The 25,426-nt window shown below is 64.0% G+C and carries 26 protein-coding genes and 1 tRNA gene; 6 read left to right on the top strand and 21 right to left on the bottom strand.

Annotation, left to right across the window (positions count from 1 at the left end; genetic code table 11):
• Positions 1-237 precede the first annotated feature (237 nt).
• Positions 238-1,719: a glutamate--tRNA ligase gene (gene gltX / locus L6D75_RS19235; RefSeq protein WP_176512250.1), complete on the bottom strand. Its 1,482-nt coding sequence runs from the start codon at positions 1,717-1,719 to the stop codon at positions 238-240.
• 143 nt (positions 1,720-1,862) lie between these two features.
• Here gltX and L6D75_RS19240 point away from each other — a divergent pair, with 143 nt between their 5' ends.
• Entirely contained in the window at positions 1,863-2,918 is a 1,056-nt protein-coding gene (locus L6D75_RS19240) for an HlyD family secretion protein (RefSeq protein WP_176512249.1), read from the top strand.
• Positions 2,908-4,458, top strand: coding sequence for an MDR family MFS transporter (locus tag L6D75_RS19245; protein ID WP_476748324.1), 1,551 nt, complete (start codon positions 2,908-2,910; stop codon positions 4,456-4,458). Before L6D75_RS19240 ends, L6D75_RS19245 begins: the two co-directional genes overlap by 11 nt.
• A gap of 111 nt (positions 4,459-4,569) precedes the next feature.
• Here L6D75_RS19245 and uvrB read toward each other — a convergent pair whose 3' ends face one another.
• Positions 4,570-6,585 carry an excinuclease ABC subunit UvrB gene (uvrB, locus tag L6D75_RS19250; RefSeq protein WP_176512248.1) on the bottom strand — a complete coding sequence of 672 codons (2,016 nt, stop codon included), beginning with the start codon at positions 6,583-6,585 and terminating at the stop codon, positions 4,570-4,572.
• A gap of 287 nt (positions 6,586-6,872) precedes the next feature.
• Here uvrB and L6D75_RS19255 point away from each other — a divergent pair, with 287 nt between their 5' ends.
• The gene (locus L6D75_RS19255; RefSeq protein ID WP_176512247.1) at positions 6,873-8,069 is read left to right on the top strand and encodes an amino acid aminotransferase; all 1,197 of its coding nucleotides are present in this window, start codon (positions 6,873-6,875) and stop codon (positions 8,067-8,069) included.
• 73 nt (positions 8,070-8,142) lie between these two features.
• Positions 8,143-8,218, top strand: a tRNA-Asn gene (locus tag L6D75_RS19260).
• A 56-nt stretch (positions 8,219-8,274) separates the two neighbouring features.
• Here the strand turns inward: L6D75_RS19260 and L6D75_RS19265 are convergent.
• The 5 genes from L6D75_RS19265 to L6D75_RS19285 form a co-directional block, all read right to left on the bottom strand.
• Entirely contained in the window at positions 8,275-8,691 is a 417-nt protein-coding gene (locus tag L6D75_RS19265) for a cupin domain-containing protein (protein WP_176512246.1), read from the bottom strand.
• A gap of 89 nt (positions 8,692-8,780) precedes the next feature.
• Complete coding sequence (locus L6D75_RS19270) at positions 8,781-9,341, bottom strand: DUF1285 domain-containing protein (protein ID WP_176512245.1); 561 nt, start codon at positions 9,339-9,341, stop codon at positions 8,781-8,783.
• A gap of 10 nt (positions 9,342-9,351) precedes the next feature.
• Positions 9,352-9,957: a DUF4823 domain-containing protein gene (locus L6D75_RS19275; RefSeq protein ID WP_176512244.1), complete on the bottom strand. Its 606-nt coding sequence runs from the start codon at positions 9,955-9,957 to the stop codon at positions 9,352-9,354.
• Positions 9,958-10,022: 65 nt separating this feature from the next.
• On the bottom strand, positions 10,023-10,991 hold the full coding sequence (locus tag L6D75_RS19280; protein WP_176512243.1) for a GTP 3',8-cyclase MoaA: 969 nt from the start codon (positions 10,989-10,991) through the stop codon (positions 10,023-10,025).
• 107 nt (positions 10,992-11,098) lie between these two features.
• Positions 11,099-11,734, bottom strand: coding sequence for a TetR/AcrR family transcriptional regulator (locus L6D75_RS19285; protein WP_085675550.1), 636 nt, complete (start codon positions 11,732-11,734; stop codon positions 11,099-11,101).
• 72 nt (positions 11,735-11,806) lie between these two features.
• Here L6D75_RS19285 and L6D75_RS19290 point away from each other — a divergent pair, with 72 nt between their 5' ends.
• The gene (locus L6D75_RS19290) at positions 11,807-12,940 is read left to right on the top strand and encodes an aminotransferase class V-fold PLP-dependent enzyme (RefSeq protein WP_176512242.1); all 1,134 of its coding nucleotides are present in this window, start codon (positions 11,807-11,809) and stop codon (positions 12,938-12,940) included.
• 219 nt (positions 12,941-13,159) lie between these two features.
• Here the strand turns inward: L6D75_RS19290 and L6D75_RS19295 are convergent, their stop codons facing one another.
• The 12 genes from L6D75_RS19295 to L6D75_RS19350 form a co-directional block, all read right to left on the bottom strand.
• The gene (locus L6D75_RS19295; RefSeq protein ID WP_176512241.1) at positions 13,160-13,945 is read right to left on the bottom strand and encodes a TatD family hydrolase; all 786 of its coding nucleotides are present in this window, start codon (positions 13,943-13,945) and stop codon (positions 13,160-13,162) included.
• 30 nt (positions 13,946-13,975) lie between these two features.
• Entirely contained in the window at positions 13,976-14,962 is a 987-nt protein-coding gene (locus L6D75_RS19300; protein WP_176512240.1) for a DNA polymerase III subunit delta', read from the bottom strand.
• Positions 14,955-15,587, bottom strand: a complete 633-nt coding sequence (gene tmk, locus L6D75_RS19305; protein WP_176512239.1) for a dTMP kinase — start codon at positions 15,585-15,587, stop codon at positions 14,955-14,957. Before tmk ends, L6D75_RS19300 begins: the two co-directional genes overlap by 8 nt.
• Positions 15,588-15,596: 9 nt before the next feature.
• Positions 15,597-16,742 (bottom strand): endolytic transglycosylase MltG, encoded by a 1,146-nt coding sequence (gene mltG / locus L6D75_RS19310; protein ID WP_176512238.1) that lies wholly within the window; start codon positions 16,740-16,742, stop codon positions 15,597-15,599.
• 4 nt (positions 16,743-16,746) lie between these two features.
• Positions 16,747-17,562, bottom strand: coding sequence for an aminodeoxychorismate lyase (gene pabC / locus L6D75_RS19315; protein ID WP_176512237.1), 816 nt, complete (start codon positions 17,560-17,562; stop codon positions 16,747-16,749).
• Positions 17,562-18,806: a beta-ketoacyl-ACP synthase II gene (fabF, locus tag L6D75_RS19320; RefSeq protein ID WP_176512236.1), complete on the bottom strand. Its 1,245-nt coding sequence runs from the start codon at positions 18,804-18,806 to the stop codon at positions 17,562-17,564. Before fabF ends, pabC begins: the two co-directional genes overlap by 1 nt.
• A 173-nt stretch (positions 18,807-18,979) precedes the next feature.
• Positions 18,980-19,216 (bottom strand): acyl carrier protein, encoded by a 237-nt coding sequence (gene acpP, locus L6D75_RS19325; RefSeq protein WP_008096410.1) that lies wholly within the window; start codon positions 19,214-19,216, stop codon positions 18,980-18,982.
• Positions 19,217-19,419: 203 nt separating this feature from the next.
• Entirely contained in the window at positions 19,420-20,160 is a 741-nt protein-coding gene (gene fabG, locus L6D75_RS19330) for a 3-oxoacyl-ACP reductase FabG (protein WP_176512235.1), read from the bottom strand.
• A 16-nt stretch (positions 20,161-20,176) separates the two neighbouring features.
• Positions 20,177-21,115, bottom strand: coding sequence for an ACP S-malonyltransferase (gene fabD, locus L6D75_RS19335; RefSeq protein ID WP_176512234.1), 939 nt, complete (start codon positions 21,113-21,115; stop codon positions 20,177-20,179).
• A 124-nt stretch (positions 21,116-21,239) separates the two neighbouring features.
• A complete protein-coding gene (plsX, locus tag L6D75_RS19340; RefSeq protein WP_176512233.1) occupies positions 21,240-22,250 on the bottom strand; it encodes a phosphate acyltransferase PlsX in 1,011 nt (336 codons plus the stop codon).
• A 3-nt stretch (positions 22,251-22,253) separates the two neighbouring features.
• Complete coding sequence (gene rpmF, locus L6D75_RS19345) at positions 22,254-22,436, bottom strand: 50S ribosomal protein L32 (protein ID WP_003247154.1); 183 nt, start codon at positions 22,434-22,436, stop codon at positions 22,254-22,256.
• A 13-nt stretch (positions 22,437-22,449) separates the two neighbouring features.
• The gene (locus tag L6D75_RS19350; RefSeq protein ID WP_176512232.1) at positions 22,450-22,977 is read right to left on the bottom strand and encodes a YceD family protein; all 528 of its coding nucleotides are present in this window, start codon (positions 22,975-22,977) and stop codon (positions 22,450-22,452) included.
• A gap of 96 nt (positions 22,978-23,073) precedes the next feature.
• On the opposite strand from L6D75_RS19350, the gene L6D75_RS19355 reads away from it, so the two are divergent.
• Positions 23,074-23,652 (top strand): Maf family protein, encoded by a 579-nt coding sequence (locus L6D75_RS19355; RefSeq protein WP_176512231.1) that lies wholly within the window; start codon positions 23,074-23,076, stop codon positions 23,650-23,652.
• A gap of 98 nt (positions 23,653-23,750) precedes the next feature.
• Here L6D75_RS19355 and L6D75_RS19360 read toward each other — a convergent pair whose 3' ends face one another.
• Both L6D75_RS19360 and L6D75_RS19365 read right to left on the bottom strand, forming a co-directional pair.
• On the bottom strand, positions 23,751-24,740 hold the full coding sequence (locus L6D75_RS19360) for a S49 family peptidase (protein ID WP_176512230.1): 990 nt from the start codon (positions 24,738-24,740) through the stop codon (positions 23,751-23,753).
• Between the two features lie 23 nt (positions 24,741-24,763).
• Positions 24,764-25,423 carry an HAD family hydrolase gene (locus tag L6D75_RS19365; RefSeq protein WP_176512229.1) on the bottom strand — a complete coding sequence of 220 codons (660 nt, stop codon included), beginning with the start codon at positions 25,421-25,423 and terminating at the stop codon, positions 24,764-24,766.
• Between the last annotated feature and the right edge of the window lie 3 nt (positions 25,424-25,426).

Raw genomic sequence — 25,426 nt, forward strand, 5'->3', positions numbered from 1 at the left:
ATTGCACAGCTGTCAAACAAATTTTCGAAAAAATTCAAAAGTTTTTTCACAGATAACAATCACTTACCGCCCTGCCCCTGCTATTCGCGGTGCGCATGCCCCTTGTAGGAGCGGCCTTGCGTCGCGAAAGGGGCGCAAGGCGCCCCCCAGCGGTGGTGCGAACTTATCGATCGTGGGGCCGCTTCGCGCCCCTTTCGCGACGCAAGGCCGCTCCTACAGACGATCAGCGGCGCTGGATCAGGCGATGTTCGCCAGCAGCTTTTCCCATTCCTTGTTTTCTTTCTTCGACACGCCACCCAGCAGGTCCAGGGCCTGGCGCAGGCGGTAGCGGGTCAGGTCCGGGCCGAGGATTTCCATGGCGTCGAGCACCGACACCGAGCTGGCCTGGCCAGTGATGGCGGCGAACATCAGCGGCATGGCATCACGCAGCTTGAGCTCCAGCGACTCGACCACAGCCTGGATGCAGGCGGTGATGCGGTCTTTTTCCCACTGACGCAGGCTTTCCAGCTTCCACAGGATCAGCTGCATCACCTGGCGCACCTGGTCGGCCGACAGCTTCTTGCTCTCGAACAGCTTGGCGTCGAGCTTCAACGCGCCTTCGAAGAAGAAACCACCCAGCGGGGCGATCTGGCTGAAGGTTTCGACCCGGCCTTGCACGTGCGGGGCGATCTTCATCATGTAGTCGCTATTGAAAGCCCACTTCTGCACCCGCGCGGCAAACTCCTGCACCGGCAGCTCACGCAGCCACTGGCCGTTCAGCCACGACAGCTTCTCGATGTCGAAGATCGGGCCGCCCAGGGAAATGCGCGACAGGTCGAAGTGCTCGACCATTTCGGCCAGGGAGAACTTCTCGCGCTCGTCCGGCATCGACCAGCCCATGCGGCCGAGGTAGTTGAGCATCGCCTCGGGCATGAAGCCCATGCGCTCGTAGAAGGTCACCGAGGTCGGGTTCTTGCGCTTGGACAGCTTGCTCTTGTCCGGGTTGCGCAGCAGCGGCATGTAGCACAGCTTGGGCTGCTCCCAGCCGAAGTACTCGTACAGCTTGATCAGCTTGGGCGCCGACGGCAGCCATTCTTCGCCGCGCAGCACGTGGGTGATGCCCATCAGGTGGTCGTCGACCACGTTGGCCAGGAAGTACGTCGGCAGGCCGTCGTTCTTCATCAGCACCTGCATGTCCATGCGGTCCCACGGGATTTCGACGTCGCCGCGCAGCATGTCCGGGACCACGCAGATGCCTTCGCTCGGCACCTTCATGCGGATCACGTGGGGCTCGCCCGCGGCCAGGCGGCGTTGCACTTCCTCGTCGCTCAGCAGCAGGGCACGGCCGTCGTAGCGCGGTGTCTCGCCACGGGCCATCTGCTCGGCGCGCATCTGCTCCAGCTCATCGGCGGTGCAGAAGCAATAGAAGGCGTGGCCGGCATCGACCAGCTGCTTGGCGTACTTGGCGTAGATCTCGCCGCGCTCGCTCTGCCGGTAAGGGCCGTGCGGGCCACCGACATCCGGGCCTTCGTTCCATTCGATGCCCAGCCAGCGCAGGGCGTCGAAGATCTGCTGTTCCGACTCGCGGGTGGAGCGCAGCTGGTCGGTGTCTTCGATCCGCAGGATGAACTCACCGCCATGCTGCTTGGCGAAGCAGTAGTTGAACAGGGCGATGTAGGCGGTGCCGACATGGGGGTCGCCAGTGGGCGATGGCGCGATACGCGTGCGAACGGTGGTCATGGAGAGTCTCGAACGAAAGATGAAACAAAGGCGGGATGTTAGCAGGGAGCAGGCATCGGGCTCCAGCAATGGCGCTAACGACACTTGTGGACAGACCGTCTGTCGCTGTTAAATTTGTTTACATTTCTGGAACGATAGTCCCCATGCCTGCTCAACTCAAACGCCGCCTGCTGATCTTCTTCAGCCTGGTGGCCATCATCGCCCTCGCCTTCCTCGCCCACTGGTACTTCAAGGGCCGCTTCTTCGAAAGCACCGACAATGCCTACGTGCAGGGCGAAATCACGCGCGTGTCCAGCCAGCTCGGCGCTCGCATCGACGAGGTGCGGGTAGACGACAACCAGCACGTGAACAAGGGCGACCTGCTGGTGCGCCTGGAAGTCGCCGACTTCCAACTGGCCGTGGACCGAGCCCGCGCCGCGCTGGCCACACGCGAGGCGGAATATGCCCAGGCACAAAGCCGCCTGACCCAACAAGGCAGCCTGATCGCCGCCGGCCAGGCCCAGGTATCGGCCAACCAGGCGACCTTCGACCGCTCGCGCCTGGACCTGAGCCGCGCCGAAAAACTGCGCAAGCCTGGGTTCGTCTCGGAGGCGCAGGTCACCACCCTGTCGGCAGACGCCCACGTGGCCGGCTCCCAGGTCGATAAGGCCCGCGCCGACCTGCAAGGCCAGCGCCAGCAGGTCAGCGCACTGAACGCCGACCTCAAGCGCCTCGACGCGCAGATCGCCAATGCCCGTGCCGACCTGGCCCAGGCCGAGCTGAACCTGACCCGCTGCGAGATCCGCGCGCCCCTGAGCGGCACCATCGGCCAGCGCAATGCGCGCAATGGCCAGGTGGTGCAGGCCGGCGCCTACCTGCTGTCGATCGTGCCCGACGAAGCCATCTGGGTGCAGGCCAACTTCAAGGAAACCCAGATCGGCCACATGCAGCCTGGCCAGCGCGCCGAACTGCTGTTCGACAGCTACCCCGACACCCCGATCGAGGCCCGCGTCGACAGCCTGTTCGCCGCCTCCGGCGCGCAGTTCAGCCTGCTGCCGCCGGACAATGCCACCGGCAACTTCACCAAGGTGGTGCAGCGCATCCCGGTGAAGCTGACCTTCGCCGCCGACAACCCGCTGCACGGGCGCATCCGCCCCGGCATGTCGGTAACCGCCACCGTCGACCTGCGCTCCGCGGACGAAGGCCACGATGGCCGGTGACACGCTGGCGCGGCCGACCGCCGAACCCAGCCGGCGCGACTGGATCGCGGTGATGAGCGTGATGCTCGGCGCCTTCATGGCGGTGCTGGACATCCAGATCACCAACTCCTCGCTCAAGGACATCCAGGGCGCGCTGTCGGCAACCCTGGAGGAAGGTTCGTGGATCTCCACCTCCTACCTGGTGGCGGAAATCATCATGATTCCGCTGACCGCCTGGCTGGTGCAGCTGCTGTCCGCGCGGCGCCTGGCGGTGTGGGTGTCGGCCGGGTTCCTGTTCGCCTCCCTGCTCTGCTCGATGGCCTGGAACCTGGAAAGCATGATCGTGTTCCGCGCGCTGCAGGGTTTTACCGGCGGCGCGCTGATTCCGCTGGCCTTCACCCTGACCCTGATCAAGCTGCCCGAGCACCACCGCGCCAAGGGCATGGCCATGTTCGCCATGACCGCCACCTTCGCCCCCTCCATCGGCCCGACCCTGGGCGGTTGGCTGACCGAGAACTGGGGCTGGGAGTACATCTTCTACATCAACATCCCGCCTGGGCTGGTGATGATCGCCGGCCTGATGTACGGGCTGGAGAAGAAAGAAGCGCATTGGGAGCTGCTCAAGAGCACCGACTACGCCGGCATCCTCACCCTGGGCCTGGGCCTGGGTTGCCTGCAGGTGTTTCTCGAGGAAGGCCACCGCAAGGACTGGCTGGAGTCGAACCTGATCGTCGCCCTGGGCACCGTCGCCCTGATCAGCCTGATCACCTTTGTGATCCTGCAGTTTTCCAAGCCGCACCCGCTGATCAATTTGCGCATCCTCGGCAACCGCAACTTCGGCCTGTCGAGCATCGCCAGTTTGGGCATGGGCGTGGGGTTGTACGGGTCGATCTACCTGCTGCCGCTGTACCTGGCGCAGATCCAGGGCTACAACGCCCTGCAGATCGGCGAGGTGATCATGTGGATGGGCGTGCCGCAGCTGTTCCTGATTCCGCTGGTGCCGCAACTGATGAAGGTGATCTCGCCCAAATGGCTGTGCGCAGCAGGCTTCTGCCTGTTCGGCGCCGCCAGCTTCGGCTCCGGCGTGCTCAACCCGGATTTTGCCGGGCCGCAGTTCAACCACATCCAGATCATCCGCGCCCTGGGCCAGCCGATGATCATGGTGACCATCTCGTTGATCGCCACGGCGTATATCCAGCAGCAGGATGCAGGGTCGGCTTCGAGCCTGTTCAACATCCTGCGCAACCTCGGGGGCGCCATCGGCATTGCCCTGTTGGCAACGTTGCTGGATGCGCGGACCAAGGTGTATTTCGACTACCTGCGTGAAGCGGTGGTGCCGAACAACCCGCAGGTGGCCGAGCGGCTGGCGCAATTGACCGAGCGGCTGGGCAACGAGGGGGCGGCGCTGGGCAAGTTGAGCGAGATTACCCACCAGCAGGCGCTGATCATGGCCTACAACGATGCCTTCCATTTTGTCGGGATCGGGTTGGCGGTGAGCATGGTGGCGGTGTTGTTGACGCGCAAGTTGCCAGAGGGGTTGAAGGCTGGCGAGGCTCACTGAAACCGTACTGGCCCTATCGCCGGCAAGCCGGCTCCCACAGGTACAGCACAGCTATTTGAAACTGTGCGGACTTTGTGGGAGCCGGCTTGCCGGCGATAGGGCCCGTGAAGGTCAACTGCTAATCAACCGCTCACGCAGCTGGGTGATCTCATCGCGCAACTGCGCCGCCGCTTCGAACTCCAGGTCACGGGCAAACTGCATCATCTTCTCTTCGAGCTGCTTGATGCGCTTGGTGATCTCACCCGGCGTACGCAATTCGGCCTCGTAGCGGGCAGCCTCCTCCGCCGCCTTGGCCATGCCCTTGCGCTTCTTGCTGCGCGCTCCAGGCACGGTGGCGCCTTCCATGATGTCGGTGATGTCCTTGACCACGCCCTTGGGCACGATGCCGTTGGCCTCGTTGAAGGCCACCTGCTTCTCGCGCCGCCGCTCGGTCTCGTCGATGGCCCGCTGCATCGACCCGGTGATGTTGTCGGCGTAGAGAATCGCCCGGCCATTGAGGTTGCGCGCGGCGCGGCCGATGGTCTGGATCAGCGAGCGCTCGGAGCGCAGGAAGCCTTCCTTGTCGGCATCGAGGATCGCCACCAGCGACACCTCGGGCATGTCCAGGCCCTCGCGCAGCAGGTTGATGCCCACCAGCACGTCGAAGGTACCCAGGCGCAGGTCGCGGATGATCTCGACCCGCTCCACCGTGTCGATGTCCGAGTGCAGGTAGCGCACCCGCACATCGTGGTCGGCGAGGTAGTCGCTGAGGTCTTCGGCCATGCGCTTGGTCAGCGTGGTGGCCAGCACCCGCTCGCCGAGGTCGACGCGCTTGCGAATCTCCGACAGCAGGTCGTCGACCTGGGTCAGCGCCGGGCGCACCTCGACCTGTGGGTCGACCAGGCCGGTGGGGCGCACCACCTGCTCGACCACTCGCCCGGCGTGCTCGGCCTCATACGGCCCCGGGGTCGCCGAGACGAAGATGGTCTGCGGGCTCACCGCCTCCCATTCGTCGAAGCGCATGGGCCGGTTGTCCAGCGCCGAGGGCAGGCGGAAGCCGTACTCCACCAGGGTTTCCTTGCGCGAGCGGTCGCCTTTGTACATGGCGCCCACCTGCGGCACGCTGACGTGGGATTCGTCGATCACCAGCAATGCATCCGCCGGCAGGTAATCGTACAACGTCGGTGGCGGCGCGCCGGCCGGGCGGCCGGACAGGTAGCGCGAGTAGTTCTCGATGCCGTTGCAGTAACCCAGCTCGAGGATCATCTCCAGGTCGAAGCGGGTACGCTGCTCCAGGCGCTGGGCTTCCACCAGCTTGTTGGCCTTGTGCAGGTACTCCAGGCGGTCCTTGAGCTCTTCCTTGATGCCCTCCACCGCCTCCAGCAGGGTTTCGCGCGGGGTGACGTAGTGGCTCTTGGGGTAGAAGGTGAAGCGCGGCAGCTTGCGAAACACCTCGCCGGTCAGCGGGTCGAAGGCGGCGATGTTCTCCACCTCGTCATCGAACAGCTCGATGCGGATGGCTTCGAGGTCCGATTCGGCCGGGAAAATGTCGACCACATCGCCGCGCACGCGGAAGGTGGCGCGGGCAAAGTCCATTTCGTTGCGGGTGTACTGCAGGTCGGCCAGGCGGCGCAGCAGCGCGCGCTGGTCGAGCTTGTCCCCGCGGTCGACGTGCAGGACCATCTTCAGGTAGGTCTCGGGGCTGCCCAGGCCATAGATGCACGACACCGTGGTGACGATGATCGCATCGCGCCGCTCCAGCAGCGCCTTGGTCGCCGACAGGCGCATCTGCTCGATGTGGTCGTTGATCGAGGCGTCCTTCTCGATGAAGGTGTCCGACGACGGCACGTAGGCTTCGGGCTGGTAGTAGTCGTAATAGGAAACGAAGTACTCCACCGCGTTGTTCGGGAAAAACGCCTTGAACTCGCCATACAGCTGCGCCGCCAGGGTCTTGTTCGGCGCCAGCACCAGGGTTGGGCGCTGCACCTGCTGGATGACGTTGGCGATGCTGAAGGTCTTGCCCGAGCCGGTCACCCCGAGCAGGGTCTGGTGCGACAGGCCGGCATCGATGCCTTCGACCATCTGGCGGATGGCCTCGGGCTGATCACCTGCCGGCTGGAAACGGGTGACGAGCTGGAACTCGGACATGACGGACCTCGCGACGCTGCAGCAACTGTAAATTTAGCCAGTAGTCTATACCCAAATGCGCCCGCCCGGGGCCGGATTCAAGGCCCGCCTGCGAGCGCCTACTGCGATGGACCTGGCAATTCGACCAATGGTCGAAAAATATTTGCGCAAATCCTCTGAAAAGCCGCGACACAGTGTCGCCGTGACCGATCGGTATCACTATACTGACTCCCCGTTTGTGCACCGCTTCAGTGCATTCGGCTGGAGCGTGTACGTCCTATCACTCTCCAATCAGAGCCAAGGTAACAATGAGCCTGTTTTCCGCTGTAGAGCTGGCACCCCGCGACCCTATTCTGGGCCTCAACGAAGCATTCAACGCCGACCCGCGCACCGACAAGGTGAACCTGGGCGTGGGCGTCTACTGCAATGAGGAAGGCCGCATTCCGCTGCTGCGCGCCGTGATCGAAGCCGAAACCCAGCGTGCCGCCCAGCACGCCTCGCGCGGCTACCTGCCGATCGACGGTATCGCCAGCTACGACCAGGCTGTACAGAAACTCATCTTCGGCGCCGAATCGCCACTGCTGGCCGCTGGCCGCGTGGTCACCGTGCAGGCCGTTGGCGGTACCGGTGCTCTGAAAATTGGCGCCGACTTCCTCAAGCGCCTGTCGCCCAATGCCGTGGTGGCCATCAGCGACCCGAGCTGGGAAAACCACCGCGCGCTGTTCGAGACCGCCGGTTTCCCGGTGCAGAACTACCGCTACTACGACGCGCCGAGCAATGACGTCAACCGTGCCGGCATGCTCGAAGACCTGAACAACCTGCCGTCCGGCTCGATCGTCGTGCTGCACGCCTGCTGCCACAACCCGACCGGCGTCGACCTGGGCCTGGACGACTGGAAAAACGTCCTGGAAGTGGTCAAGGCCAAGGGCCACGTGCCGTTCCTCGACATGGCCTACCAGGGCTTTGGCGCCGGCATCGCCGAAGACGCCTTCGCCGTGCGCCTGTTCGCCGAATCGGGCCTGGAATTCTTCGTTTCCAGCTCGTTCTCCAAATCGTTCTCGCTGTATGGCGAGCGCGTTGGCGCCCTGTCGATCGTCACCGCCTCCAAGGACGAAAGCACCCGCGTGCTGTCCCAGGTCAAGCGCGTGATCCGCACCACCTACTCCAACCCGCCGACCCATGGCGCCACCATCGTCGCCACCGTGCTCAACAGCGACGAACTGCGCAACATGTGGGAAGCCGAGCTGTCGGAGATGCGCCAGCGCATCCACGGCATGCGCCAGCAAATGGTCCAGCTGCTGGCCGAGTACGGTGCCAAGCGCGACTTCAGCTTCGTCGGCCGCCAGGCCGGCATGTTCTCCTACTCGGGCCTGACCGTGGAGCAAGTGGCTCGCCTGAAGAACGAGTTCGGCATCTATGCGCTGGACACCGGCCGCATCGCCGTTGCCGCACTGAACCAGAGCAACATCCACGTGGTCACCAAGGCCATCGTCGAAGTGCTGTAACTGCTTGATTCGTATCTGAATTGCCGAGCGGAAGCTTGACTTCCCCTCGGCAATCATTAAGATACGCGCAGATTCCGCGATAGCTCAGTCGGTAGAGCAAATGACTGTTAATCATTGGGTCCCTGGTTCGAGTCCAGGTCGCGGAGCCAAACACTGAAAAAGCCCCCGGGTGCGCAAGCACCGGGGGCTTTTTCGTTGTGGCCGGTTATTTTGCCAGCGGTTCGGTCACAGGCTTGCCCTCGTCCACCAAACTCCAGACCAGCAACTTGGCCGGCTTCTTGTCACTGGCGTTGCGCGACACGCTGTGCACGGTGCCAGGCGCTTCGTACCAGAACTCGCCGGCCTTGTAGGTTTTCTCCGGCTCATCGTTGAGCTTCGAGACCACTGCGCCTTCCAGCACATAAGCCATCACCGCACCGGGGTGCTGATGAGCGGGCGAGGCCTGCCCAGGTGCATAGCTGACGGTCAGCATCACGGCGTTCTTGCCGGGTGCGTTCGAAGGCTGCTTTTCCTGCAGGACCTTGACCTGATCAGCTGCTTCGCCATGCGCCCAGGCGGCAGGCTGGCCGGCGAGCAGGCCGGCACTGAGGAGCAAGGCAAGGGAAAGGTGGGCAGTTTTCATGGGGCGTCTCCTGATTGGCGATTGCCTGCAGGTTAGGCCCCTGGGGGTTGGCGGCAAACGGCCAATTCAGTGAAAAAGCAGGAGGCCGCTCAGCTGGCACGCCCGATCGGGTAGAACTGGCCATGGCTCCATACCCCGAGCCACTCCTCGCCCTCGGTCACCCGCGGCACCGCCAGCTCGACCAACTGATAGAACACATTGCGGTGGATCAACGCCTCGAGGTTGCTACGCATCAGCACATAGGGCGCCGGCTCCTGGGTGACCGGGTCGATTTCCACCCGCAGCGGGTGATCCGGCCCGGCTTCGGCTTCGTCCTCGACGTTGCTGGTAAAGCGCAGCACCTGCTGCTCGCCACTGCCCTGCACATCCAGGGCCACGGCAACGAATGGCGCATCGTCGACCCGAATGCCGACTTTCTCCACCGGCGTGATCAGGAAGTAGTCGTCGCCATCGCGGCGCATGATGGTGGAAAACAAGCGCACCATCGGCTTGCGCCCGATCGGCGTGCCCAGGTAGTACCAGGTGCCATCACGGGCGATGCGCATGTCGATGTCGCCGCAGAAATCCGGGTTCCACAGATGCACCGGCGGCAAGCCCTTGTGCTTGGGAATTTGCGCCAACAGGTCATTGGCCTTGCCGGAATCGCTCATCGCGTTTGCCTCACTCACTCATGCCCAGGAGGCTACGAGCGTACTCGCGCATCGGGGCGGCAAGCAAATCCCGGGGCGAGTTGTCGTGGAACGTCAACAAACCGCCACGGCTCTTGATGCGTGCGGTGTCGATCAAGTAGCGGGTGTTGGTTTCGATGAGCATCATCTGCACCACGCCGGTATCCCAGCCCAGGCGATCGACCGCCTGCTCGTCGTACCACTCATCGCCATTGCCGATGCGGTCGTCGGTACGCGCGAAGCGGGTGTACAGCACATAGTCGGCGCCCACCGAACGCGCCTGGGCAATCGCCTCCTCCAGGCCCAACGGCCCCTGGGCGCGACGCACCAGCGGGAAGTACTCGACAAAGCTCTTGAACGCTTCCTCTGCCACCGCGTTCTGCTGCGGCAGCGGCCCTTTGCCCGGCGGCATGAACGCGCCCTGGCCGATGAAGATGAACGAATCGGGCTGCAGGCGGATCGACAGGCTGCGGCGCGTATCGCTGTGGTCCAGCAGGCCGGCATCGCTCATGTGGTAACGGACGCCCTCGCCCATATCGCTGACATTCATGCAGCCACCCAGCGCCAACAGCGCCAGCGGCAAGACCAGGCTACGCATCTTTCCTCCAATGGCCGGCGACGAAAAACCGGCGAATAGCCGGCGGATGCAGCTTTTGCGCCAGATCAGCCGCCAATCACCTTCATCACCATCACATCACCGGAAAACGCCAGCGCCTGCTTGTCGGCCAGGGCCTTGACCAGCAGGCGCTGCAGCGCCGGCAAGGCTTCGTGGCGCGGCTTTTCCAGCAGGTCACCGACAAAGTGGCGATTGCTCGACGACAGGCAGCCATGCAGCCAACCGGTGGATGACAGGCGCAAGCGCGAACAGCTGCGGCAGAACGGCACGCTTTCGTTGGCAATCACGCCGAAATGGCCCTTGCCGGGGATGTGGTAGCGCAGCGCAGTCGCGTCCACCGGCGCCTGGGCCTGCTGGTAGTCATGCGCCTGGCCGATCACCGCCAGCAGATGGTCGAGGCCCACGAACTGCTGGAGGAACGCATTGTGGTCGCGGGCCAGGTGCCCCATGCGCATCAGCTCGATGAAGCGCAATTCATAGCCGCGCTCGAGGCAGTAATCGAGCATCGGCAGCACCTGGTCCAGGTTCTGCCCGCGCATCGGCACCATGTTGACCTTGATCCGCATGCCCATGCCCTGCGCCTGGTCCATGCCGGCCAGCACGCTGGCCAGGTCGCCACCGCGGGCAATGCGGCGAAATGCCTGTGAATCGAGGGTATCGAGGGAGACGTTCAAGCGGCGGATGCCGGCGGCGTGCAGTTGCGGCAACTTGCGTGAAAGCAGCTGGCCGTTGGTGGTCAGGGAAATGTCTTCGAGGTCGAGCCTGGCAACAGCGGCCAGAAAGGCGTCCAGCCTCGGGCTGACCAGGGGCTCGCCGCCGGTGATACGCAAGCGCTCGATGCCGGCGGTTTCGATCAGGTAGGCCACGCCACGCGCCAGGGCTTCGGCCGACAGCTCGTCCTGGGCCGCCACCAGGCGCTTGCCGTCAGGCACGCAATAGCTGCAGGCATAATTGCAGGCAGCCGTCAGGCTGACGCGCAGGTTGCGAAAACGCCTGCCTTGACGATCGACGATCATGGGTGACTCCGGCATGGATGAATCGGGGCCGGCAAAACCTGACTCAAAATTCAGGTTTTTGCAAGCCCCTGCTCCATGCCGCGTTCAACGCGAAGTGGCGGATGCCTTCAGTTGGCCGCTTCCGGGTCGCGCTTGCGCTTGTTGCCCATGCGCACGCCGATGTCCATGAGGAACTGGAAGAAGCCTTCCTGATCTTCCAGCACATTGCTCCAGAACGGCGAGTGATACAGCGCCACGGCGCCATGCACCAGTGCCCAGGCGGCGCAATAGTGGAAGTACGGCGGTACGTCTTCGAGCTTGCCTTCGCTGATGCGGCCCTTGATCAGCTGGGTCAGGCGATCGAAGTTGGAGGCGCGGATGCTGTGCAGCTCCTCGACCATCTCCGGCACCTGGTTGCCCTTGACCACCTTCTCTTCAAGGCGGTCGAACAGCCGGTAGCGCTGCGGGTCACGCATGCGGAACTCGAAGTAGGCGCGCGACAGCGCCTCCTTGTCACGGTCGACATCGGCCGAATGCAACAGCGCGTTCAGGTCGCGCTCGTAGTCGAGCATCAGGCGCAGGTAGATCTCCGCCTTGGACTTGAAGTGCTTGTAGATCGTGCCTTTGCCGATGCCCACGGCATCAGCGATCATCTCGACGGTGACGCTGTCTTCACCCTGTTCGAGAAACAGCTTGAGTGCAGTGTCGAGGATTTCCTGTTCGCGACGGCGAAACTCACGGACCTTACGAGGTTCTTTCTGCATAGGAAGGACTGGATGACAATCGAAGCGGTTTATTATGCCTAACTTGCGGCAAATTGCACGGATCTTCCAACCATGTCTATGTTTCACGATGAGTTCGAGCAAGCCCCGGGGCTGCGCTACCTGAACCACGCCGCCATCGCCCCCTGGCCGCGGCGGGCCAGTGAGGCGGTGGCGCGCTTCGCCCGTGACAACGTCAGCCTGGGCGCCAGCGAGTACCCGGTTTGGCTGGCCACCGAACGGCGCCTGCGCGAGCGCCTGGCACGCCTGCTCAACGCCCCTTCGCGCGGAGATATGGCGCTGGTCAAGAACACCTCCGAAGCCCTCTCGCTGGTCGCGTTCGGGCTTGATTGGCAGCCAGGCGAGCAGGTGGTGATCAGCGACGAGGAGTTCCCCTCCAACCGAGTGGTCTGGGAGGCCCTGGCCGATCGCGGGGTCGAGGTGTTGCAGGTGAGCCTTGCCGGGCCCGACCCCGAGGCCTCGCTGCTGGCTGCCTGCACCGCGCAGACGCGCTTGCTGGCGGTCAGCGCGGTGCAATTTGGCAGCGGCCTGCGCCTGGACCTGGCGCGCCTGGGCCAAGGCTGCCAGGCGCGCAATGTGCTGTTCTGCGTCGACGCCATCCAGCAGATCGGCGCACTGCCCTTCGATGTCCAGCAGTATCAGTGCGATTTCGCCATGGCCGACGGCCACAAGTGGATGCTCGGCCCCGAGGGGCTAGGCGTGTTCTATTGCCGCGCCGCGATACGCCCACGCCTGAAGCTGCACGCCTATGGCTGGCACATGCTGGAACAGCTGGGCGACTTCGAGCGCCGCCAGTGGCAGCCCGCGCGCAGCGCACGGCGCTTCGAATGCGGCAGCCCGAACATGCTTGGCGCCTGTGCGCTGGAGGCGAGCCTGTCGCTGCTCGAAGAGGTCGGCATGGACGAGGTGGCGCGGCAGTTGCAGCAGCGGGTGGAGCAGTTGCATCAGGGCCTGGCCAGCATCCCCGGCGTGCGCCTGCACAGCCCCGCCGCCGCGCACAGGCGTGCAGGCATCGTCAGTTTCAGCATTCAAGGGCAAGCCAGCGGGGATGTTTACCGGGCGTTGTCTTGCGAGCGCACGATCTGCGCATTACGCGGGCCTGGTGTGCGCTTTTCGCCGCATTTCTACACCAGGGAGCATCTGATCGACGAAGCTGTGCAGCAAGTGCGGCGACTGGCCATACGCTGAGGAAGGAACGGAGGGCGGGCGTATTCCAAATCTGTTTAAAAAACGACCAACAGGCACTGGCACTGCGCCAAACCTGACCAATACTTGAAGTGTTGGCGCGGCGCATCCCCCCCAAGTGGCGCGCCAATAAAGGTGCTCAGGGACCGCGTACCTTTTGTTTTACTCCTAATGGTCTTAACCCGGATTCCCCCCCCAGAACCCGGGTTTTTTTTGCCCGCCTTAAGCCGCTACGCGGGCAAGGGGGAACAAGCGCTTGAAGTTGTCGGTGGTCTGGCTGGCCAGCTGCTCGTAGCTGACCCCGCGCAAGGACGCCACGTACTCGGCCACCTCGCGCACGTACTGCGGCAGGTTCGGCTTGCCGCGGTGCGGGATGGGCGCAAGGTAGGGCGAATCGGTTTCCACCAGCAGGCGGTCGACCGGCACCTGGCGCGCCACTTCGCGCAAGGCATCGGCGTTGCGGAAGGTGACGATGCCCGACAACGAAATGTAGTAGCCCAGGTCCAGGGCGGCCTTGGCCATGTCCCAGTCCTCGGTGAAACAGTGCAACACGCCCGCCTGGGGCAGGTTGGCCTCGCGCAGCAGCGCCAAGGTGTCGGCCCTGGCAGCGCGGGTATGCACGATCACCGGCTTGCCGGTCTGGCGAGAGGCTTCCAGGTGCAGGCGGAAGGAGGCCTGCTGCAGTTCTGCAGCTTCTGGCTCGTAGTGGTAGTCCAGCCCGGTTTCGCCGATCGCCACCACATGCGGGTGCGCCAGTTCGCGCAGCAGCCATTCCAGGGCCGGGGTTTCGCCGGGCGCCAGGTCCAGCGGGTGCACCCCCACCGAGCAATCCACATCGGCGTACTGCTCGCTCAGGGCCTTGACCGACCCGGCGTTCTCGGCGCTCACGCCAATGCACAGGAAATGCCCGACACCGCGCTCCCGGGCCGCCTGCAGGGCGGCATCGAGGGAACCCTGGTGGGCGCTCAGGTCAAGACGGTCGAGGTGGCAATGGGAATCTACGAGCATGGGATACGACACACATGAGGAAATGAAAAATCAGCGAGCGCCCGGCAACTGCTGCCAATGGGCCAGCAACGCTTCCAGCAGCAGCACGCGATTGAGGTTGGCCTTGCCCAGCACCTTCTGGCGCTGTTCGAGGATCCACGCCTGAACCTCGAGCACCTTGCCCTGGCGGCTCTTCTGCGCCAGGTACTGCACGACCTTGCGCATATCGGCCAGGCCCAGCCCTGCTTCGTCCTGGCTCAGTTGGTAGCGCAGGATCAGGTGCGACCAGTCGAAGAACCAGTCGAACAGCAACAACAATGGCACACCGCTCCAGGCCTCGGCCAGCTGGCTGGGCGATTGCTGCTGCTTGAGCAGCTTCTTCACCCCTTCGGTGACCAATGCGCGCTGCTCGCGCACGCCCTGGGCCTGCAGCTTCACCGCCGTCAAGGGCGAGCCGGCCGCAAGCGTCAGCAGCTCATCGCGCTCGGCTTCGTCGCTGTCGGGCAGCGCCGCGGCCAGCCACGCCTGGCTCTGGGCCAGGCTGGGCTGCGGGCAGGTCACCTGCTGGCAGCGGCTCTTGATGGTCGGCAGCAGGCGGCTGGGCTGGTGGCTGACGAGCAGCAGCACGGTATCGCCGGAGGGCTCCTCGAGGCTCTTGAGCAAGGCGTTGGAGGCGTTCACGTTCATCGCCTCGACCGGCTCGATCAGCACCACCTTGCGGCCACCGAGCTGCGCGGTCTGGACCACGAAGGACACCAGCTCACGCACCTGGTCGACCTTGATCGGCTTGTCGGCCTCTTCCGGCTCCAGCACGAAGTTGTCCGGGTGGCTACCGGCCCTGAGCAGGTGGCACGCCTTGCACTGCCCGCAGGCATCGAGCCCCTGCGGTTGCTGGCACAGCAGGCGCGCCATCAGGCGCTCGGCCAGGGCACGCTTGCCGATGCCCTGGGGGCCGTGCAGCAGGTAGGCATGGGCATGCCGGGCGCGCCCGGCCAACTGCTGCCACAGCGCCTGCTGCCAGGGGTAGGCCTCAGCCACGGCAACGCTCCACGATGGCCGGCAGCAAGGCGTCGATGGCACGCTGCACGCCAGCCAGTGGCTGCGCGGCGTCCAGCAAGGTGTAACGCTGCGGCTCGCGCTGGGCGCGCTGCAGGTAGGCCTGGCGCACGGCCTCGAAGAAGGCTTGGCCTTCCTGTTCGAAACGGTCCAGGCGACCGCGCGCGGCGGCGCGGGCCAGGCCGACTTCCACCGGCAGGTCGAAGACCAGGGTCAGGTCCGGGCGCAGGTCGCCCTGGACGAATTGCTCCAGGGTGGCAATGCGCTCGACCGACAGGCCGCGGCCGCCACCCTGGTAGGCATAGGTGGCATCGGTGAAGCGATCGCACAAGACCACCGCGCCCTTGGCCAAGGCCGGGCGGATCACCTGCGCCAGGTGCTGGGCACGTGCGGCGAACACCAGCAGCAGCTCGGTGTCGGCCGCCATTGCTTCGTCGCTGGGTGCCAGCAACAGCTCGCGGACCTTCTCGGCCAGCGGGGTGCCGCCCGGCTCGCGGGTCAGCACCACGTCCAGCCCCTGTTCGCGCAGGCGTGCGGCCAGGTAGTCGCGGTTGGTGCTCTTGCCCGCGCCTTCGGGGCCTTCAAGGGTAATAAACAAGCCGCTCACAGGCAGTCCTTAATGTTGTTCGTCAGGCGCCGGCGCTTGCGCCGGTGCAGGTTCGCTGGCCGGGGCCGGCTCCTGCGCCTCGGGCTCATCCGCCGCGGGTTGATCGTCGGCAGGCGCGGCCTGTGGCCCGGGGCTGGAGCGGTAATCGGCACGCCGCTTGAGCTGGAACTCGCGCACCGCCGAGTTGTGGTTGTCCAGGTCGTCGGAGAACACGTGGCTGCCATCGCCACGGGCGACGAAGTACAGGCTGGTGCCATCGGATGGATTGAGCGCGGCGTGAATCGCCTCGCGCCCGACCATGGCAATCGGCGTCGGCGGCAGCCCGCTGATGGTGTAGGTGTTGTAGGGCGTCGGCTCGCGCAGGTCGGCGCGGGTGATCCTGCCGTTGTAGCGCTCGCCCATGCCATAGATCACCGTGGGGTCGGTCTGCAGCATCATGCCCAGGCGCAGGCGGCGCACGAACACGCCGGCGATCTGCCCGCGCTCCTGGGGAATGCCGGTTTCCTTCTCCACCAGCGAAGCCATGATCAGCGCCTGGTAGGGGTCGCGATAAGGCAGGTCGGTGCTGCGCTCAGCCCACTCCTTGGCCAGCACATCGTCCAGGCGCATGTAGGCCTGCTGCAGCAACTCGGCGTCGCTCATGCCGCGCACGAAGCGGTAGGTGTCAGGGAAGAAGCGCCCCTCGGGGAATACCCCGGTGTGGCCCAGCTTGTCCATCACTTCGGCATCGGACAGACCGTCGAGGGTGTGCTTGAGCTTTTCGTGCTTGGCGATCGCCGAGCGCACCTGGCGGAAGGTCCAGCCTTCGACCAGCGTCAGGTTGTATTGCACCACATCGGCCCGGCGCCAGGCGTCGAACAGGTCTTCGACGGTCATGCCGGGGGTGAGGCGGTACTCACCGGTCTTGAGGGGCACATCGGCCATGTTGAAGCGCCAGTACAGGCGCAGCCAGACGGCGTCATCGAGCAGCCCCTCGTGCTGCATGCGGTAGAACATGCGGTTGGGGTTGGTGCCATTGGGCACGTCGAGCAGGCGCTCCTGCGTCACGGCCAAGGGCTGCTCCAGCACCGAGTTGAGCTTCCAGGCCGACCAGCCCAAGGCCAGGCCTGCGAGGATCAAACCCATTTCCAGCAGCAGCAGGAATTTGCGTCTCACGAATTCAGGTATCCAGTAACGTACGGGCAACGGCCTGCAGTTTACGGGTGAGTGGGCCCGGCGACCAGTTCAGCGCGGCAATTGCCCGCACCGGCCAGACGCCGTAGACACTGTTGCAGACGAACACTTCATCGGCCTGTTCGAGCTCGTCGAAGGCCAGGTCGCGCACCTGCAACGGGATCGACAGCGCCTGCGCCTGCTCCAGCAACGCGCCGCGCATCACCCCGGCCACGCCGCAACGGCTGAGGTCGGCGGTGAGCAGCTTGCCATCGCGCACCAGGAACAGATTGCTGTACACCCCTTCGATCACCCTGCCCTGCCCATCACGCATCAGGCCTTCGGCATGCTCGCTGTCCTGCCATTCGGCACGGGCCAGCACCTGCTCCAGGCGGTTGAGGTGTTTGAGGCCGGCCAGCAAGGGTTGTTCCCCAAGCCGGGTCTGGCAGGGGAACAAGCGCACGCCGTGCTCGGCATGTTCGACAGGATAGCTGGGCAGCGCGCTGCCCTGCAGGATTCGTCGCGGTGCGACACCCACCGCCGGCGCATAGCCACGCTGGCTGTCGCCACGGGTGAGGATGAGCTTGGCGACACCGTCGCCCAACTGGCTGGCATAGCGCTGGATTTCATCGCGCAGCAGCGCCAGGTCGCCAGCCAGTGCCAGGCGCTGGCAACCCAGCGCCAGGCGGGCCATGTGGCCGTCCAGCAGGCTGGGCCGGCCGTTGCGCACGGCGATGGTCTCGAACAGCCCATCGCCGTAGGCCAGGCCGCGGTTCTGCAGGTTGACCGCAGTCGCCGGCTGGCCATCGATCCAGCTTTGCATCAACCGGCGAACCGGCGGAACACCAGCGAGCCGTTGGTGCCACCAAAGCCGAACGAGTTGGACAGCACCACATCGATCGGCATGCTGCGCGCCACGTGCGGCACGAAGTCGAGGTCGCAGCCTTCGTCCGGCTCATCGAGGTTGATGGTCGGCGGCGCCATCTGGCTGTTGATCGCCAGCACGCTGAAGATCGCCTCTACCGCGCCTGCGGCACCCAGCAGGTGGCCGGTCATCGACTTGGTCGAACTGACCGCCAGCTTGTAGGCGTGCTCACCGAAGACGCGCTTGATCGCGGCCACTTCAGCAATATCGCCAGCCGGCGTCGAGGTGCCGTGGGCATTGATGTAGCTGACCGCTTCCGGGGCGATGCCGGCATCGCGCAGGGCATTGGCCATGCAGCGCGCCGCACCTTCACCGCTGTCGGGCGGCGAGGTCATGTGATAGGCGTCGCCGCTCATGCCGAAACCGACCAGCTCGGCATAGATGGTCGCGCCACGGGCCTGGGCATGCTCCAGCTCTTCGAGCACCAGGGCACCGGCGCCGTCCGACAGCACGAAGCCATCGCGGCCCTTGTCCCACGGGCGGCTGGCCCGGGCCGGCTCGTCGTTGCGGGTGGACAGCGCGCGCGAGGCGCCAAAGCCGCCCATGCCAAGGCCACAGGCCGCCATTTCGGCGCCACCGGCGATCATCACGTCCGCCTCGCCATAGGCGATGTTGCGCGCGGCCATGCCGATGCAGTGGGTGCCGGTGGTGCACGCCGTGGCGATGGCGTAGTTCGGCCCCTGCAGCCCCAGGTGGATCGACAGGAAGCCGGAGATCATGTTGATGATCGAACCGGGCACGAAGAACGGCGAAATGCGGCGCGGGCCCTGCTCGTGCAGGGTACGGCTGGTTTCTTCGATGTTGGTCAGGCCGCCGATCCCCGAGCCCATGGCAACGCCAATGCGCTCGCGGTTGGCGTCGGTGACTTCCAGGCCGGCATTACGCACTGCCTGGAAACCGGCCGCCAGGCCGTATTGAATGAACAGGTCAAGCTTGCGAGCTTCCTTGGCCGACAGGTATTGCTCGACCTCGAAGCCCTTCACCGAGCCGCCAAAACGGGTGGAGTAGGCAGACAGGTCCGTGTGTTCGATCGGACCAATGCCACTGCGGCCAGCCAGAATGCCCTGCCAGGTGCTCGGTACATCGGTACCCAGTGGCGACAGCATACCCATACCGGTGACCACGACGCGTCTACGCGACACAGTACTCTCCTTTTCTAATATCAGAGTCTCTTGCCATTGCATTCAGGCAATGGAATGAAATGGCAACAGGCTCTCGGTGCGAGCGGATCGACGCCAGCGTTTCGCAAAGAAAAAACCGCACGCCGGCAAAGGCAGTGCGGTTTTTCTCGTCAAGAAGCGACGACTACAGCGTCTTAGGCCTTGTGGCTGTTGACGTAGTCGATGGCAGCTTGAACGGTAGTGATCTTCTCGGCTTCTTCGTCAGGGATTTCGGTCTCGAATTCCTCTTCCAGAGCCATCACCAGCTCAACGGTGTCAAGCGAATCGGCACCCAGGTCATCGACGAAGGACTTCTCGTTGGTCACTTCCTCTTCCTTGACGCCCAGTTGCTCGGCGACGATTTTCTTGACGCGTTCTTCGATGGTGCTCATACCTAGTTTTCACTCCTAATGGACATATGTCAGGCAGCTGGCCGGTGACCAAGTTTATAGAAAGACGTTCGCTTTTCAAGCGGAACGCACCTTCGAAATGGTTACCTAACCCTCTGCCTGGAATCTGGTTGCAGCTTTATAACGGATTTTAGGCTCGCAGTATGACTCTTTTTTGAAGCAATCCGTCACATTGAGTTGCAGTTTTACATGTACATCCCGCCGTTGACCGGCACGGTAGCACCGGTAACGTAGCCTGCGCCGTCGGACGCCAGGAACGAAACCACCTTGGCGATTTCGTCGGCCTGGCCCAGGCGGCCCAGCGGAATCTGGGTTTGCAGGGCTTCGCGCTGCGCTTCTGGCAGTTCGCGGGTCATGTCGGTGTCGATGAAGCCTGGGGTCACCGAGTTGACGGTGATGCCACGCGAGCCCACTTCACGCGCCAGGGCGCGGCTGAAGCCTTCAAGGCCGGCCTTGGCGGCCGCATAGTTGGCCTGGCCAGCGTTACCCATGGCACCGACGACCGAGCCGATGCTGATGATACGGCCCCAACGCGCCTTGGTCATGCCACGCAGCACGCCCTTGGACAAACGGTAGAGGCTGTTGAGGTTGGTGTCGATCACGTCGAACCACTCGTCATCCTTCATGCGCAGCATGAGGTTGTCGCGGGTGATGCCGGCGTTGTTGACCAGGATGGTCGGCGCGCCGAACTGCGTGCCGATGGCGGCCAGTACCGCTTCCACGGACTCGGCGCTGGTCACGTTCAGCTCCATGCCGGTACCGGTGATGCCGTGCTCCTTCAGGGTGGCGGCAATGCGCTCGGCACCGGATGCGGAAGTGGCGGTGCCGATCACGGTCGCGCCCTGGCGGCCCAGCTCGAGGGCGATGGCCTGGCCGATACCACGGCTGGCGCCGGTAACCAGTGCAACTTTACCTTGCAGGCTCATGCAAGCTTCTCCAAATTCAGGCCAGCGCCGCGCGGGTGGCGGCGACGGCATCGGGGGTATTGAGGTTGTAGGTGGTGACGCCGTCGGCGCAACGCTTGTTCAGGCCGGCCAGGACCTTGCCCGGGCCGCACTCGACCAGGTTCACGGCACCGTTGGCTGCCAGGGTCTGCACGCATTCGACCCAGCGCACGGGCTGGTACAGCTGTGCAAGCAGGTCATGCTTGAGCGCATCGAGGTCGGCGGCGATGGCTGCGGTGACGTTCTGCACCACCGGAATCTGCGGAGCCTTCCACTCGATGGCGTTGACCGCTTCGGCGAAGCGCTCGGCGGCCGGCTTCATCAACGCGCAATGCGACGGCACGCTGACCGCCAGTGGCAGGGCGCGCTTGGCACCGGCCTCTTTGCACAGCTCCATGGCACGATCCACGGCAGCCTTGTTGCCGGCAATGACCACCTGGCCTGGCGAGTTGAAGTTCACCGCGCTGACCACTTCATCTTCGGCAGCCTTGGCGCAAATCTCGACCACCACGGAATCGTCCAGGCCAAGAATGGCAGCCATGGCGCCGTGACCGGCCGGCACAGCTTCCTGCATCAGTTCGCCACGGCGCTTGACCAGCTTCACCGCATCTTTGAGCGACAGGCTGCCAGCAGCGACCAGGGCGCTGTATTCACCCAGGCTGTGGCCGGAAACGAACGCCGGCTTGGCGCCGCCCTCTTCCAGCCACAGGCGCCACAGGGCGATGGAGGCGGTGAGGATGGCCGGCTGGGTCTTGTCGGTTTGGTTGAGTTGTTCTTCCGGGCCTTCCTGGACCAGTTTCCACAGGTCGTAGCCCAGAGCCTCGGAGGCCTCCTTGAAGGTCTCAACGATCACCGGCTTTTCGGCGCCCAGTTCCTTGAGCATGCCCAGCGATTGGGAACCTTGACCGGGGAAGACGAATGCGAGGGATGCAGACATTGAACAAGCCCTTATGATCTTGTCGAATGGGGTGCGCCGAGCCCTGGGCTAGACGCGGAATTTGAAAACTTGGATGGAGACGCAGACCAAGCGGTCACATTTAAGCACTTCATCGGCGAAATACCTAAGGCAACAGGTCTTCGAGGCGGCCGTGCAGGCGTTGCGGCAGGTTCTCCTGAATCTCGATCAGCGCCCGCTGGATCGCACTCTGGAAGCCTTCCACCCCGGCCGACCCATGGCTCTTGATGACGATACCCTGCAGGCCAAGGAAGCTGGCGCCATTGTGCCGCGCCGGGGCCAGGTCGGCCTGCAGGCGCTTGAGCAGCGGCATGGCCATGGCACCCGCCAGCCGCGCCAAGGCACCACCCTTGAACAGCCGCTCGATGCGCGCGCCGATCATGGTGGCCAGGCCTTCGCTGGATTTGAGCAGGATGTTGCCGACAAAACCGTCGCACACCACCACATCCGCCTCACCGCGATACAGCCCGTCACCTTCGACGAAGCCGACGTAATTGAGGCCGCGGGCGTTTTGCAGCAGGGTTGCCGCCAGCTTCACCTGCTGGTTGCCCTTGATGTCCTCGGTGCCGATATTCAGCAAGGCCACCCGCGGGCGATGAATACCCAGGGCCTGGGCGGCCACCGAGCCCATTACGGCGAACTGGTAGAGGTTTTCGGCGCTGCAATCGACGTTGGCACCCAGGTCGAGCAGCTGGCAGTAGCCTGTCTGGGTGGGGATCGCCGCCACCATGGCCGGCCGATCGATGCCCGGCAGCGTCTTGAGCACGAAGCGCGACAGCGCCATCAGCGCGCCGGTATTGCCGGCACTGACGCAGGCCTGGGCCTTGCCATCACGCACCAGTTCCAGGGCAATGCGCATCGACGAGTCCGGCTTGCCACGCAACGCCTGAGAGGGCCGCTCGTCCATACCGATCACCTCGCTGGCGGCGACAATCTGCAGGCGCGCGCGATCCGCAGCTGGCAAGCCGCTGACGAGATCTTCAAGGAGGGAGGGTTGACCGACGAGGGTCAGGTGCAGCGAGGGGGTAGCACTAAGGCAGGCAATACTGGCCTGGACAATGCTGCGGGGACCGAAGTCCCCGCCCATTGCGTCGATCGCGATGATCTGAGCGGACAAGGATTACTCGTCAGCGCCCTTGTCGACCACTTTGCGACCACGGTATACGCCTTCTGGCGAAACGTGGTGGCGCAGGTGAACTTCACCGGTGGTTTTCTCTACCGACAGCGCGTTTTCCGACAGAGCGTCGTGCGAACGGCGCATGTCACGGGCAGAGCGGGATTTTTTGTTCTGCTGAACAGCCATAATTGATTAACTCCTAAACGTTTGGGTCACGCTTTAACTGCGCCAAAACACTGAACGGGTTGGACCGCGATACCTCGTCCTTGCTCGAGTCGGGCTCGTCTGCGCCCGCCGGCTGCTGGCATTCTTCCGGATGATGAGCAGGCACGATGGGCAAGGCGAGCAGAAGCTCCTCCTCGATCAAGGCCTGCAGATCCAAAGGATCTTCGCCCAGTTCCAGCACGTCATAGCCTTTCGGCAACGACTGGGTATTCGCACCCTCCTTCACCACAGCGTATGTACATTCGCTATGGATCGGCAGGGTGACCAGCTCAAGACAACGCTGGCAAACCATTTTGACTTCGACGTCCAGCTCGCTGTGGATAACCACCACGTGCTGTTCATCTCGTTCAAAATCGAACTTCGCCTGCACCGTACCGACATTGTCGGAAAGCGGGTCGCAGAGTCTTTCCAAATCAGCGAGTTGCAGCGAACCGTTAAGGGTTACGCCACGATCGGCTAATTTGCGCGGGTCAACGTGAGGTGGAATCGGGTCATTCAACATAGGCGCAGCATTCTAGGGATGCCCCCCGCCCCTGTCAAAGGAAATTCGGCGGCATCTCGCATGTTAGAATCGGGGACAACTGACCAGGAGTCTACCATGCTGCCTTTGTTGCTGGCTTCCAGCTCTGCCTATCGGCGCGAACTGCTTGCGCGCCTGCGCCTGCCCTTCACCTGGGCAAGCCCCGATCTAGACGAGCGGCGCCTGGATGACGAACCCGCCGCGGCGCTGGTGCAGCGCCTGGCCAGGCAGAAAGCCGAAGCACTTGCCGCCAGCCACCCTGGACACCTGATCATCGGCTCCGACCAGGTCGCCGTGCTGGGCGAACAGATCCTCGGCAAGCCACACACCTTCGAGCGCGCCTGCGAACAACTTCTGGAGGCGAGCGGGCAACAGGTGGCCTTCCTTACTGGCGTTGCGCTGCTGAACACCGCCACAGGGCATTGCCAGGTCGATTGCGTGCCATTCACCGTAACCATGCGGGAATTGGACCGGGCGCGCGTGGAGCGCTACGTGACGGCGGAGCAGCCGCTGGATTGCGCGGGCAGCTTCAAGGCGGAGGGGTTGGGGGTGAGCCTGTTCCAGAGCACCCACGGGTGCGATGCGACCAGCCTGATCGGGCTGCCGCTGATTCGGCTCGTGGATATGCTGAGCAAGGAAGGGGTGGTGATCCCCTGAGGGAATGCGTCGACCCCATCGCCGGCAAGCCGGCTCCCACAGGTAGAGCGGTGTGCTCGTTGCGGGAGCCGGCTTGCCGGCGATGAGGCCGGAACTGATCAGCGCAGAACAGGCCCCTGGAAGCCCATCCACATGGCCAGGCGCTCAGCCACGCTGGCACCGATGCGCTTGGAGAAGCGATCGAACGGCGATTCCTGGACGGTGAAGTCCACCAGCTCTTTCTCGCCAACGATCTCCCGCGCCACATAGCTGGCACTGCCCAACCCGTCCACCAGGCCAAGCGCCTTGGCTTGCTCGCCCGACCACACCAGGCCACTGAACAGCTCCGGATGCTCCTTGTCCTTCAGGCGATCACCGCGGCCTTGCTTGACCATGGCAATGAACTGCTGGTGCGTGGTGTTCAGCACGCCCTGCCAGAACGCCCGCTCCTCGGGCTTCTCCGGCGAGAACGGGTCGAGGAAGGCCTTGTGCTCGCCTGCGGTGTAGGTACGCCGCTCGACACCCAGCTTCTCCATCGAGCCCACAAAGCCATAACCGGCCGCCGTCACGCCAATGGAGCCAACCAGGCTGGCCTTGTCGGCATAGATCTCGTCGGCTGCGCTGGCGATGTAATAAGCACCGGAAGCGCCCAGGTCGGTGATCACCGCATACAGCTTGGTATCAGGGTATTCAGCGCGCAGGCGGCGGATCTCGTCATACACGTAACCGGCCTGCACCGGGCTGCCTCCCGGGCTGTTGATGCGCATGATCACCGCTTTGGTCTTGGGATCCTTGAAGGCCTCGCGCAGGCTCTTGACCAGGTTGTCGGCACTGGCGGCCTCCTGGTCGGCGATCACCCCGCGCACCTCCACCAATGCGGTATGGCTACCGCTGCGTGACGCGGCCTTGTCCATGTCCATGAACGGCAAGAACAGCGCAAGCAGGCCGAACAGGTAAACGAAGGTCAGCAGCTTGAAGAAGATCCCCCAACGCCGCGCTCGGCGCTGTTCCTGGACACCCGCCAGAAGCGTCTTCTCCAACAACTGCCAGCTTTTGCGCTCTTCGCGCTCGTCAGGCTCGGATTCTGGTGCTTTCCACTCGTCAGCCATGCTCACCTACCTTGGAATTGGAATTACCTGCTACCTGCCAGCCACTCGCGCAGCTGGGAGAAATGATCGATGCACACTTGCGGGCCGAATTCGGCCAGCGCCTGCAGCGGCATGGCACCGTAGCCCACGGCCACCGAGTGCATGCCGGCATTGCTGGCCATCTGCAGGTCGAACGCCGAGTCGCCGACCATCAACGCACGCCCGGCTTCAACACCGCAATGGCCGAGAATCTCCTCGAGCATCAAGGGGTGCGGCTTGCCGCGGGTTTCGTCGGCGGCGCGGGTGATGTCGAAAAACTGCTCCCAGCCATTGGCCTTGAGCACCCGATCCAGGCCACGGCGCGCCTTGCCGGTCGCCACCGCCAGACGATAGCCCTCGGCCCGGAAGGCATCCAGCGATTCGACCACACCTTCGAACAGCGGCGAAGGCTGCTGGTCGAGCGCCATGTAGATGTCGGCGTAGTGCTGGCGAAAACGCTGCACCTGCACAGGCTCAAGGTGCGGATACAGCGTCGAAATGGCCTCGTCCAGCGCCAGCCCGATGATGCCCTTGACCGCCTGCTCGTCACTTTGCGCCTCACCGGCGCGGTCGGCGGCCGCATTCATCGATTCGACGATGCGGCCGATGGAATCGGCCAGGGTGCCGTCCCAATCGAAGATCAGCAGCTCATACGCCTTGCTCATAGA

Source organism: Pseudomonas faucium, from assembly GCF_021602585.1.
Lineage (GTDB): Bacteria > Pseudomonadota > Gammaproteobacteria > Pseudomonadales > Pseudomonadaceae > Aquipseudomonas > Aquipseudomonas faucium.

Coding starts and splice junctions, on each gene's coding strand:
- gltX (WP_176512250.1), bottom strand. CDS start 1,719: ATGACCACCGTTCGCACGCGTATCGCGCCATCGCCCACTGGCGACCCC.
- L6D75_RS19240 (WP_176512249.1), top strand. CDS start 1,863: ATGCCTGCTCAACTCAAACGCCGCCTGCTGATCTTCTTCAGCCTGGTG.
- L6D75_RS19245 (WP_476748324.1), top strand. CDS start 2,908: ATGGCCGGTGACACGCTGGCGCGGCCGACCGCCGAACCCAGCCGGCGC.
- uvrB (WP_176512248.1), bottom strand. CDS start 6,585: ATGTCCGAGTTCCAGCTCGTCACCCGTTTCCAGCCGGCAGGTGATCAG.
- L6D75_RS19255 (WP_176512247.1), top strand. CDS start 6,873: ATGAGCCTGTTTTCCGCTGTAGAGCTGGCACCCCGCGACCCTATTCTG.
- L6D75_RS19265 (WP_176512246.1), bottom strand. CDS start 8,691: ATGAAAACTGCCCACCTTTCCCTTGCCTTGCTCCTCAGTGCCGGCCTG.
- L6D75_RS19270 (WP_176512245.1), bottom strand. CDS start 9,341: ATGAGCGATTCCGGCAAGGCCAATGACCTGTTGGCGCAAATTCCCAAG.
- L6D75_RS19275 (WP_176512244.1), bottom strand. CDS start 9,957: ATGCGTAGCCTGGTCTTGCCGCTGGCGCTGTTGGCGCTGGGTGGCTGC.
- L6D75_RS19280 (WP_176512243.1), bottom strand. CDS start 10,991: ATGATCGTCGATCGTCAAGGCAGGCGTTTTCGCAACCTGCGCGTCAGC.
- L6D75_RS19285 (WP_085675550.1), bottom strand. CDS start 11,734: ATGCAGAAAGAACCTCGTAAGGTCCGTGAGTTTCGCCGTCGCGAACAG.
- L6D75_RS19290 (WP_176512242.1), top strand. CDS start 11,807: ATGTCTATGTTTCACGATGAGTTCGAGCAAGCCCCGGGGCTGCGCTAC.
- L6D75_RS19295 (WP_176512241.1), bottom strand. CDS start 13,945: ATGCTCGTAGATTCCCATTGCCACCTCGACCGTCTTGACCTGAGCGCC.
- pabC (WP_176512237.1), bottom strand. CDS start 17,562: ATGCAAAGCTGGATCGATGGCCAGCCGGCGACTGCGGTCAACCTGCAG.
- acpP (WP_008096410.1), bottom strand. CDS start 19,216: ATGAGCACCATCGAAGAACGCGTCAAGAAAATCGTCGCCGAGCAACTG.
- fabG (WP_176512235.1), bottom strand. CDS start 20,160: ATGAGCCTGCAAGGTAAAGTTGCACTGGTTACCGGCGCCAGCCGTGGT.
- fabD (WP_176512234.1), bottom strand. CDS start 21,115: ATGTCTGCATCCCTCGCATTCGTCTTCCCCGGTCAAGGTTCCCAATCG.
- rpmF (WP_003247154.1), bottom strand. CDS start 22,436: ATGGCTGTTCAGCAGAACAAAAAATCCCGCTCTGCCCGTGACATGCGC.
- L6D75_RS19350 (WP_176512232.1), bottom strand. CDS start 22,977: ATGTTGAATGACCCGATTCCACCTCACGTTGACCCGCGCAAATTAGCC.
- L6D75_RS19355 (WP_176512231.1), top strand. CDS start 23,074: ATGCTGCCTTTGTTGCTGGCTTCCAGCTCTGCCTATCGGCGCGAACTG.
- L6D75_RS19360 (WP_176512230.1), bottom strand. CDS start 24,740: ATGGCTGACGAGTGGAAAGCACCAGAATCCGAGCCTGACGAGCGCGAA.
- L6D75_RS19365 (WP_176512229.1), bottom strand. CDS start 25,423: ATGAGCAAGGCGTATGAGCTGCTGATCTTCGATTGGGACGGCACCCTG.